The organism is Streptomyces sp. SID1328 (assembly GCF_009865595.1).
GTDB lineage: Bacteria > Actinomycetota > Actinomycetes > Streptomycetales > Streptomycetaceae > Streptomyces > Streptomyces griseoluteus.
Genome location: NZ_WWKH01000085.1, coordinates 1 through 10,582 on the forward strand (window position 1 = coordinate 1; position 10,582 = coordinate 10,582).

The window sequence follows — 10,582 nt, forward strand, 5'->3', positions numbered from 1 at the left end:
GTCAGGGCGCCGGTGACCGTGATGGTCTTGCCCTTCTTGACCGGCTCCGGGGAGGCGTTGGTGGTGAGCTTGGAGTAGCGCAGCAGGCTGGTGGTGGCCAGGCCGCCCTGGTCCTTGAAGCCGACCTTGCTGTAGTCGGGGCTGGAGGGGTTCTGCCCGTTGAAGGCGGTCGCCTCGGCGGCCAGGGACCACTTGCCGGCGTCGGAGGCGGTCAGGTCGCCCTCGGCCGGGTAGACGTCGATGGTGCCGGTGCAGGTGAGCGTGGTGCTCGTGGCGACCTTGCAGGTGGCGAAGTCGTCGCCCTCGACCGTGGCGGTCGGGTCGTCCAGGGAGCCCCGGTACAGGTAGGCGTCGCTGTAGAAGTCGGCCGCGGTCGCCTTGACGTCGCTGCCGTGGGTCAGCGTGTAGGAGTAGGTCGTGCTGACCTTGCTGGTGGTACCGACCTTGATCGACGAGGCGATCTTCAGGTTCGAGAAGCTGACGTTCATCGTGTACGGCGTGGCCGGTGCGGCGTGCGCGGCCGGAGCGGCGAAGGCAGCGAGAGCCAGGGCGCCGGTGACGGCGGCCACGGTGGCACGTATGCGCATGTGCGATTCCCTCTGGGGGAGAAGTGATCGGTGAGTCGGTCGACTCGGGTGATCAGATCCGTGAGGGGTCTTCCTGGTTGTACGGGCGGGGCGTTCCTTGACCGGGATTTGCCCACTCATTGCCTGGTCAAGGGCCCCGCCCGCTCACCTCTTGCGCACTACTGCCGGATTACTTCACGTCGACGAAGTCGGCGGTCGAGTCGATCGCCGGGGTGGTCGAGGTGCCCGCGAAGCTGTAGCGGAAGTAGCCGTCGGCGGACGCCTTGACGGTGGTCTTCAGGTTGCCCTTGGAGTCCGTCGTGACGGTCTTCAGCGTCGTGTAGGCGCTGGCGCCCTTCTTCTTGAACTGCAGCTTGACGGGCTGCTTGGTGTAGCCGTGGTAGCGGGAGTCGTCCCAGTTCGCGCGCGTCAGGGCGCCGGTGACCGTGATGGTCTTGCCCTTCTTGACCGGCTCCGGGGAGGCGTTGACCGTCAGACGGGAGTAGCGCTGGAGCTTGTTGGAGGCGGCCTTGTCCTTGACCGCGACACCGATCTTGCTCAGGTCCTGCGGGTCGAACGGGTCCTCGCCGTTGAAGGCGACGGCGAAGGCCGCGGTCTTCCAGGTGGCCGCGTCCTCGTTGAAGAGGAAGATCGGGTCGATCTCGATGGTGGCCTTGCAGGACGCGACGGTCGCCGACGACGCGGTGCAGACGGCCGCGTCGCTGTCGATCTCGTTGTCGGCGTAGTCGAACTCCGCACCCCGGTACAGCGCGAGGCCCGTGACGAAGTCGGGGGCGTCGATGTCGACGTCCACGCCGTGCGTCAGCGTGTAGGACACCGGGACCCGGACCACGTTGGTGGTGCCGACGACGATGTTCTTGCCGCTCTTGACGTTCACCTTCGAGAAGGTGACGTCCATGTCGTAGGGCGTGCCCTTGGACTTGACGCCGAAGCCCTTGACGCCGTGGGAGGCGTGGAGGACCTTGCTCGCGGCCGATGCCTCGGAGGGCGCCACGGGGTGGGCGGCGGCGTGGGCGGCAGGCACGGCGAAGGCAGAGAGGGCCAGGGCGCCGGTCGCGGCTGCCACGGTGGCACGAGTGCGCATGTGCGTTCCCCTGCGTGAAGGGGCCCTGGAGACGGCCGCGCCCGACGGGGCGGACCGGCGTGCTGGGGCCCGAATGATCGTGTGAGCCTGTTGGCTCACACGATCAGACGTGCGATCCGCGGGGACGGTTGTACGAAACTCGCAGATTCTGCGACCAATTCGTGAAGCCGCAGCTCAAGCAACGGACTTCAGTCGAACCAGCGGTCCCGCGCCAGTTCCTCCGTGCGGGACGGGTCCTCCAGGAGGGCGGCCACCTCGAAGCGGCGGGGCCACTGGCCGGAGGCCCAGGCGAGGCCGGCGGCGACGCCTTCCAGGGTGGCCGCGTGGAGGACGCCGTCGTCGGTGAGACGCCAGTCGATCTCGACGCCGTCCACGACGAGTTCGTCGTGCTCGACATAGCCGGCCGGGGCCGCCGGACCGAGCAACGCCCGGACCGGCTCCGGTACCTCGTGCTCGGCACCCTCGGAGTCCACCGCGCCGGTGACGGACTCGCTCAGCCGCCGTACCTGGAACAGCTCGGCCAGCGCGGCGGCCAGGGACGGCCGTACCGGGAGCAGCGGCATCCCGGAGGTGAAGGGCAGCAGGTCGGGCGAGTCGACGACCACCGCGTCCCGCGCGTCCACCACGACCGCGAGCCCGTCACGCACCGCCCGCAGCTCGTCGGGGAGGGTCACCTGCTCCGGGTCCAGGTCGGCCAACGCGCTGTAGAGCCCGTGCAGTTGCACCGGGCTGACCGGTCGGTCGGGGTCCGCGAGCCGGTCGAGGAGTTCGGCGGCACCGCCGGGCTCGTCCAGCAGCGCGGCCACCGAGGTGCGTACCCCGAGAGCCCGGAGGACCTGCTCGTCGTGGAAGCCGGTGGCGTCCGCCTCGTCGTACAGGCCGCGCAGCAGCGGGTCGCCGCCCGCGGCCAGCAGGCCCGCCGGCCGGCGGCCGTCGAGCACCGGGTGCCCGCGCAGCCACCAGGCGGTGTAGGGCCGTACGACCTCGTGGGTGCCGTCCGGGAGGAGGACGCGGACCGGCTGGACGAGGGCGTCGCGCAGCGGGGGCTGGGCCAGCAGGGCGAGCGCCTCGGGCCAGCGGTCGTCGTCCACCAGGTCCAGGTCGCGCACGGCGACGATTTCGGTGGCGACGGGCGGCACCGGGCTGTCGGGGAAGCGGTCGAGGATGTCCTCGGACCACACGTCGACGGCGTCCAGCAGCCCGGCGTCGTCGGGCTCGGCGAAGTCGCTGTCGCGGGGCTCCAGTTCGTCCGGGTCGAGGACCACGTCGGTGGCGCGGACCAGCGCGAAGTCGGCCAGCACCCCGCAGGCGGCGAGCGGCCGGCCGCCCCACTTCTCGGCCAGCTCGGCGTCGACGGCGGCGAGTTCACCCTCGCGGATCACCCGGGCGAACGGGCTGCCGGGCAGCACCAGTTCACCGGCCGGGGCGAGTTCGCCGTCCTCGTCGGGCAGGGCGAGCGCGCCGAGCCAGGGCTCGTCACCGGGCTCCAGGCCCGCGTCGCGGACCAACGCAAGCACGGTGTCGGCGAGTTCCTCGGCGTCCGGGGCGTCCTCCTCCCACATCGCCGCGCCGTCGTCGTCCAGCGAGGCGGCGACGGCGGCGCGGACCTGCGGGGTGGTGAGCACCGCGCGCGGGGTGGCGGGGAGCGCGCCGAGCTTCTCCAGCAGCGGGTGGGCGGCGTCCGCGTGGGCCATCTTCAGGCCGAGCCGGCCCAGCACCTCGGCGTCCGGCGCGGTGGCGTCCGGGGCGGGCAGCAGCACCTGGCGGGGGCCGATCGTGGTCCGGCCGGTCCCGGCGAGCGGCACGGGCAGCCCGGACAGCCGCTCGGGGTCGACCCCGGCGAGGCTGTCGTAGAGCCGCCACCACCACTCGGGTTCCTTCTCCAGCCCGGCCAGCCGGTCCACGGCGTCGGCCAGCGGCAGCCGGGCCACGCCGAGCGCGCGCAGCTCCGGCCGGCGCTCCAGGCCGGCGGGCAGCAGGGTCGGCAGCACCTCGGCGAGGACGCGCACGGTGTCCGCGCCCGCGCCCTCCACGATCTCGGCGTCCCTGGGGCGCAGCGCCTCGGGCAGTTCGTCGTCGCCCTTCGGGGGCAGCGCCGGGGGCAGGAACGCGGTGCGCGGCAGCCGGTCCAGCACGGCCTGGCGGAGTGCGCCGTCCAGCTCGCCCTTGCCGAGCGGGCCGGGGACGAGGTCGATGGCGCCCTCGGTCACCGGGCGCCAGCCGGCGAGGAGTTCGGTGTAGGCGTCGGCCGCGCGCTCCACCAGGAAGTCGGTGAGCGGGCCGGGCGCGGCGTGCCGGCGGGTGGTGTCCAGCGGGAAGGACGCGATGAGCACGCCGGGGAAGCCGAGGGGTTCGTCGCTGGGGGTGGGGGCGTGCAGCACGGGCGCGGTGCGGGGGCGTACCGGGCGGCCCTCACCGTCCTCGGGCACGGCCCAGGTGACCGACCAGTGCGGGCGCAGCCGTTCCTCGACCGGGCGGTCCGCGAGGAGGGCGGCGTCGAGCGGGCCGTGGGCGGCGACGGTGCGCCAGCGGGTGGTGCCGTCGCGGGAGTCGTCCACGACGGTGACGGCGTCCTCGGTACGGCGGCGCAGGATGCGCGGCTCGCGTCCCTCCACCTCGATGACGACCTCTTCCAGGCCGGGCAGGGCGAGCAGCAGGGAGTCGTCCACGGCGTCGAGCAGCCGCTCGGCCAGGGAGGCGGCGGCCGCGTCGCGCAGCGGCAGGATGACGGCGGTGTCGTACGGGTCCGGCGCGGTGCCCTCGGCGGCGAACGGCAGCCTGAGCAGCGGGACGTGGCCGTCGCGGCGGCGCACCTCGTCGCCGAGGCCGGGGCTGTGCCGGGAGGTCTCGGCGGTCAGCTCGCGGGCCTCGGCCAGCGACCAGCGGACCCCGCCGTGCCGGCCGACCAGCGCGGGTTCGTCGGTCACGGAGAGGACGGCGGCGAAGCCGACGCCGAACCGGCCGACGGTGGCGTGCTCGTCGTACCGCTCCCGCTTGGCGGAGGCGCGCAGGGTGGACAGCGACTCGACTCCGGCGGCGTCCAGGGGCGCACCGGTGTTGGCGGCGATCAGCACGCCGCCCTGGAGGGTGAGCCGGAGCCGTCCGGGCGTGTCCGCCCGGGCGGCGGCGTCGGCGGCGTTCTGGGCCAGCTCCACCACGAGCCGGTCGCGGTAGCCGCCGAGGACGAGGTCCTCCTCGGCGTTGGCGTCCTCACGGAACCGGGCGGGACTGGTGGCCCAGGCGTCGAGGACACCGCGGCGGAGACGGGCGGTGCCGAAGGGGTCGGCGCCCTCGGCCGCCGGCCGCACGTACTTGCTCACGTTCACTCTCCATCATCGACGTGAGTTCGAAGGTACAGCGACCTGACGGTCCGTCCTTCGCGCGTACGCGCGGCGGGGTGCGCTACGAGTGGCCCAGTTCCGCCGCTTCGTCGTCGCCCTCGGCCGGGACCGAGCCGGAGTCGGCGGCAGGGCGGAGCGGGAACGGGTCGAGCCTGGTCTCGTCCACCACGGGCAGCGGCGGGCGGGGCGGGGTCGGCATGACGGCGGCCTCGGAGTGGGCGCCGCAGCCGTAGGCGAGGGAGACCACGCGGCCGTCGGCCGGGGAGAACTCGTTGCCGCAGACGCCGAACGCCTGGCCCAGCGAGCCGCCGAGCGGGACGAGGAAACCGCAGGTCGCGCAGGTGGCGGGGGCGGCCTGGGCCATGGCGGACTTCGAACCGAACGCCTCCTCCCAGCGGTCGGCGGCGACATGCAGGCCGTAGCGGGACAGCACGCGGGCGCGGCGCATGCCCAGTTCCTCGGCGACCGAGGTGATCGAGCCACGCGCGGGCGGGCCGGCCTGGACGGCGGGGCTGCCGGGGACGACCTCGGCGTCCTCGCGCTCGGCCACCTCGCTCAGGCCCTCGGCCAGCACGGAGTTCGGCGGCGGCTCCTCCTCGCCGGAGAAGCCGGGCTCCAGGCGCAGGTCCTCCTCGTCGGTGGGCAGGAGGTCGCCGGGGCCGAGGTCGCCGGGGCGCAGCCGCTCGCTCCACGGCACCCACTCGGGGGCGAGGAGGGCGTCACGGCCGGGCAGCAGCACGACCTCGTCCAGGGTGACGATCTTGGCGCGGGAGGCGCGGGCGACGGTGGCGGCCCAGCGCCAGCCCCGGTAGCCCGGTTCCTTGCACTCGAAGAAGTGGGTGACCACGCGGTCACCCTCCGACACCACACCGAGGTGTTCACCGACGACACCGGGAGCGGCCGCTTCCTCCGCTGCGGTGCGCGCGAGGTCGACCGCCTCGGCGCACAGGCGGTCAGGGGTGCGGCTTCGCGTGGTCGCTGCGCTCACAGGTATCGCTTCTCTCCTACGCCGTCTACGAGTGCGGATGCCCTCCGGCGGTGAAGCGGACGGAGCGGACCTGTGGGCCGCATCGACGTCCGCGTCCGATCACGCGCGGGCGCACCTCTGCCATCCATTCTGCGTTATGGCTGAGATACGCACGCTACCCCGTCGCCCGTGGTGGGGGACAGTCCGCGGCCACCCGGCGGGTTCCGGACAGGTGGATCCGCACGGGTCCGGGTCGACTCGCATGGCCGCAAACCGCCTATCGGACGGCCACTCGGGGCACTATGAAGCACGTGACAGCCACGGACAGGGGGCGCGGTGGCGGCGGTTCGGGCCGCGTCGGCGGTGTCGTCCGCTCCGTCGGCCGTGCCCTGCACCTGCCGGTGACCGGCACGGCGCGCGGCATCCGGAAGGTCACGCACGCCCACGGGGCGGGCGAGTCGGGGCTCGGCAAGCTGATCGAGTTGCACGCGGTGAACGGTGCCGGGGACGTCCTGATCACCGTGGCGCTGGCCTCCACGGTCTTCTTCTCGGTGCCGACCGACGAGGCCCGTGGCCGGGTCGCGCTCTATCTCGCCATCACGATGGCGCCCTTCACCGTCCTCGCCCCCGTGATCGGCCCGCTGCTGGACCGGCTCCCGCACGGGCGGCGGGCCGCGATGGCCGGCGCGATGCTGGCCCGCGCGCTGCTCGCGCTGGTGCTGTCGGGGGCGGTGGCGAGCGGCGGCCTCGAGCTGTATCCGGCCGCGCTCGGGGTGCTGGTGGCCTCCAAGGCGTACGGGGTGGTGCGCAGCGCGGTCGTACCCCGGCTGCTGCCGCCCGCGTTCTCCCTGGTCAAGGCCAACTCACGGGTCACGCTGGCCGGGCTGCTGGCCACCGGGGTGGCGGCGCCGATCGGGGCGGGGCTCCAGATGGCCGGCGACCCCTGGCCGCTGTACGGGGCCTTTGTGATCTTCGTGGCGGGTACGTTCCTGTCCTTCTCGCTGCCCCGCACGGTGGACTCGGCCAAGGGTGAGGACGTGGCGCTGCTCGCGGCGGACGAACGGCATCTGCACGGGCCGCAGCGCCGCCAACTGGCTAAGCGGCCGGGGCTGCGTACGGTCGGGCCCGCCGTGACCCACGCGCTGGGCGCCAACGCGGCGCTGCGCTGCCTCTCCGGGTTCCTGATCTTCTTCCTGGCGTTCCTGCTGCGCGAGCACCCGCTGGCCGGACAGAGCGCGGCCGTCTCGCTGGGCATCGTCGGGGTGGCGGCGGGCGCGGGCAACGCGCTGGGGACGGCGGTGGGGGCGTGGCTGCGCTCCAAGGCGCCCGAGATCATCATCGTGACGGTGGTCGCCGTCGTCCTCGGCGCCGCCGTCGTGGCCGCGGTGTTCTTCGGCGCCGTCCTGGTGGCCTGCCTCGCCGCCGTCGCCGGCTTCGCCCAGGCCCTCGGCAAGCTCTCCCTGGACGCCCTCATCCAGCGCGACGTCCCCGAAGCCGTCCGGAGCTCCGCCTTCGCCCGCTCCGAGACCATCCTCCAGATGGCCTGGGTCTTCGGCGGCGCGGTGGGCATCGTCATGCCCCTCAACGGCACCCTCGGCCTGGCGGTGGCCGCCGCCCTGGTGGCCCTGGGCTGGCTGACGACCGTGCGGGGGCTGCTCGCGGCCGCCCGGCACGGAGGGCGGACGCGGCCACGGGTGGCCTGACGGAGTCCACGTGTCGTACCCCACGTGGACTCCCCGCGAGGTGTGCCCGATAGCCTTCGGGCATGACCTCGCTGCAATCCGCCCCGCGACGCCGCCGGGCGCTCGCCGCCGCCGGTGCCGTTTCCGCCGGACTGCTCGTTCTCTCGGCCTGTGACAAGCCGACGCCCGTCTCCACGGTCACCGTCGGGGACAGCTCGGTCAGTTCCGAGGCGCTCTGCTACAACGGCGACAAGACGCTGACCGCCAAGTCCCTCGCGCAGTGCGCGAAGAAGGCCGGCGACGAGAAGACGATCACGGTGGACCCGGACGACGACACCGTTCGCGTCGGCGTCGACCCGAAGATCGCGGACGCGGGCTGGGTGCTGCTGGTCAACGGCCGCCAGTTCACCGACGTCAGCAAGAAGACGTACAGCACCATCCCCGGCAGCGCGTTCTTCAACGCGCAGTACGGCACCCAGGGCACCACCAACACGCTGTCCATCCAGATGGGCACCGGTTCGTCGGCCAAGGGTCTGTGGAGCTACAAGCTCAAGAAGGCGACCTCCTGACGGAGGCTCCCGCTCCCGTGAACGCCCGTACGCGCGTCCTCGTCGCCACCGCCGTCCCGGCCGAACGGGACGCGGTGGCACGGGCGTTTCCGGGCCCGGCCGAAGAGGTACGGCTGCCCGGCGCGACGCTGCTGCGCACGGACGGCGGCCACGACCTGCTGGCCGCCGGTGTGGGCCCCGCCCTCGCCGCCGCCTCCACCGCCGGCGCCCTGACCGCCGCCGCCCTCAGGGGCACCCCCTACGGTCTGGTCGTCTCGGCCGGGATCGGGGGCGGTTTCCAGCCGGAGGCCCCCGTCGGCTCGCTGGTCGTCGCCGACGCGATCACCGCTGCGGACCTCGGCGCCGAGACCCCGGACGGCTTCCTGCCGGTCACCGACCTCGGTTTCGGCACCGTCACCCATCTGCCGCCGAATTCACTCGTACGGGGAGTCGTCGAGGCCACCGGTGCCCGCCCCGGCACCGTGCTGACCGTCTCCACCGTGACCGGCACCGCCACCCGCGCCGCCGCCCTGCGCGAGCGTCACCCCGGCGCGCTGGCCGAGGGCATGGAGGGGTTCGGGGTCGCCGAGGCGGCCGCCGCGCACGGCGTGCCGGTGCTGGAGATCCGCGCGGTGTCCAACCCCGTCGGTCCCCGCGACCGCGCCGCCTGGCGCATCGGCGACGCGCTCACCGCCCTCGCCGGGGCCTTCGGGAAGCTCGCGCCCGCTTTGGAGAGTTGGAACACGCATGACGACTGAGCCCCTGCAGATCGCGTACTCGCCCTGCCCCAACGACACGTTCGTCTTCGACGCCGTCGCGCACGGCCGGGTCCCCGGCGCCCCCGCCCTGGACGTGACCTTCGCGGACATCGACATCACCAACGGCATGGCCGAGCGCGGCGAGTCCGACGTGCTGAAGGTGTCGTACGCCGTGCTGCCGTACGTCCTGGACGAGTACGCCCTGCTGCCCTGCGGCGGCGCGCTGGGCCGGGGCTGCGGGCCGCTGGTGCTGACGCGGGAGGCCGGTGCCGATCTGACCGGGCGCACGGTGGCGGTGCCGAGCGAGCGCTCGACGGCGTACCTGCTGTTCCGCCTCTGGGCCGCGGACACCCTCCCGGACGGGGTCGGGGAGATCGTGGTGATGCCGTTCCACGAGATCATGCCGGCCGTGCGGGACGGCAAGGTGGACGCCGGGCTCGTCATCCACGAGGCCCGCTTCACCTACCAGCAGTACGGGCTGCACAAGCTCGCGGACATGGGCGAGCACTGGGAGCGGACCACGGGGCTGCCGATCCCGCTCGGCGCGATCATCGCCAAGCGGTCGCTGGGCGCCGGGACGCTCCAGCGGCTCGCGGACGCCTTCCGCGCCTCCGTCCGGGCCGCGTGGGACGACCCGGAGGCGTCGCGCGCCTACGTCATGGAGCACGCCCAGGAGATGGACCCGGCCGTCGCCGACCAGCACATCGGGCTGTACGTCAACGAGTTCACCGCCGACCTCGGCGAGGACGGGTACGCGGCGATCCGGGGACTGCTGACGCGTGCGGCGGCCGAGGGCCTCGTACCGGCCCTCGGCCCTGAGGCGCTGGCGTTCCCTTGACGGTCGGGTCAGACGTCGAGCTGGTCCGCCACGGCGCGGAGGAGACCGGCGATCTTCTTCCCCGAGGTGCGCTCGGGGTAGCGGCCCTTCTCCAGCATCGGCGTGATGTTCTCCAGCAGCGTGGTGAGGTCCTGCACGATCGAGGCCAGCTCGTCCGGCTTCTTGCGCTGTGCGGCGGCCACGGACGGGGTCGGGTCGAGCACGGTCACGGAGAGCGCCTGGTCACCGCGCTGGCCGGCCACGACGCCGAACTCCACGCGCTGTCCCGGCTTGAGCGCCTCGACGCCGGCGGGCAGGACCGAGGAATGGACGAAGACGTCGCCGCCGTCGTCGCGGGAGAGGAAGCCGAAGCCCTTCTCGCTGTTGAACCACTTGACCTTGCCGGTGGGCACGTCTGTCCTCGTCCTCGTACTCGTCGGGAAAAGCTCGGAAAGGGCTCGGTGTAGCACTGTGGCGGGTCGACCATGACCCGCCGACACCAAGGCTAATGGTCTTCGGGCGGGTGACAAGGTGCTCCCCGGTTGTTCTCTCGCGCTGGGAACTACCCTGGTCCGGTGCGTGACAAAACCCAAACGAATTCCGCCGGGCCCGGTGACGGACTGATCCGCGCCGGTGTCGTCGTCTTCTTCCTCGGCGCCGTGGCCACGCTTGTCACGGTGGCCCCGCTCTTCCTCGGCAGCCATCCGTTCCCCACCTACATGTTCGGCCTGAGCATGCTGATGGCGGTCGGGTTCCTGATGGCCGGGGCGGGCGTGCTCCGCTCGGTGGCGGCGGGCC

The 10,582-nt window shown here is 73.2% G+C and carries 10 protein-coding genes; 5 read left to right on the forward strand and 5 right to left on the reverse strand.

Annotated elements, in window-relative coordinates; translation table 11 throughout:
• From GT030_RS02715 to GT030_RS02730, 4 genes are all read right to left on the reverse strand, one after another.
• Nucleotides 1–587: hypothetical protein (locus tag GT030_RS02715; protein ID WP_202459608.1), on the reverse strand; the 587-nt coding region annotated here is incomplete at its 3' end.
• Nucleotides 588–756: 169 nt separating this feature from the next.
• On the reverse strand, nt 757–1,671 hold the full coding sequence (locus GT030_RS02720) for a hypothetical protein (protein WP_161199644.1): 915 nt from the start codon (nt 1,669–1,671) through the stop codon (nt 757–759).
• 188 nt (nt 1,672–1,859) lie between these two features.
• A complete protein-coding gene (locus GT030_RS02725; RefSeq protein WP_161199645.1) occupies nt 1,860–4,991 on the reverse strand; it encodes a molecular chaperone Hsp90 in 3,132 nt (1,043 codons plus the stop codon).
• Between the two features lie 82 nt (nt 4,992–5,073).
• Nucleotides 5,074–6,000 (reverse strand): DUF3027 domain-containing protein, encoded by a 927-nt coding sequence (locus GT030_RS02730; RefSeq protein WP_161199646.1) that lies wholly within the window; start codon nt 5,998–6,000, stop codon nt 5,074–5,076.
• Between the two features lie 281 nt (nt 6,001–6,281).
• Here GT030_RS02730 and GT030_RS02735 point away from each other — a divergent pair, with 281 nt between their 5' ends.
• From GT030_RS02735 to GT030_RS02750, 4 genes are all read left to right on the forward strand, one after another.
• Entirely contained in the window at nt 6,282–7,682 is a 1,401-nt protein-coding gene (locus GT030_RS02735; RefSeq protein WP_161199647.1) for an MFS transporter, read from the forward strand.
• 62 nt (nt 7,683–7,744) lie between these two features.
• Complete coding sequence (locus GT030_RS02740) at nt 7,745–8,230, forward strand: DUF2771 domain-containing protein (protein WP_161199648.1); 486 nt, start codon at nt 7,745–7,747, stop codon at nt 8,228–8,230.
• 17 nt (nt 8,231–8,247) lie between these two features.
• On the forward strand, nt 8,248–8,967 hold the full coding sequence (locus GT030_RS02745) for a futalosine hydrolase (RefSeq protein ID WP_161199649.1): 720 nt from the start codon (nt 8,248–8,250) through the stop codon (nt 8,965–8,967).
• Nucleotides 8,957–9,805, forward strand: coding sequence for a 1,4-dihydroxy-6-naphthoate synthase (locus GT030_RS02750; RefSeq protein ID WP_161199650.1), 849 nt, complete (start codon nt 8,957–8,959; stop codon nt 9,803–9,805). Before GT030_RS02745 ends, GT030_RS02750 begins: the two co-directional genes overlap by 11 nt.
• 8 nt (nt 9,806–9,813) lie before the next feature.
• On the opposite strand, the gene GT030_RS37025 is transcribed toward GT030_RS02750, so the two are convergent.
• A complete protein-coding gene (locus GT030_RS37025) occupies nt 9,814–10,197 on the reverse strand; it encodes a cold-shock protein (RefSeq protein ID WP_086694554.1) in 384 nt (127 codons plus the stop codon).
• Between the two features lie 162 nt (nt 10,198–10,359).
• Between GT030_RS37025 and GT030_RS02760 the strand changes: the two genes are divergently transcribed.
• A partial coding sequence (locus GT030_RS02760) for a hypothetical protein (RefSeq protein ID WP_161199651.1) occupies nt 10,360–10,582 on the forward strand: 223 nt, incomplete at its 3' end.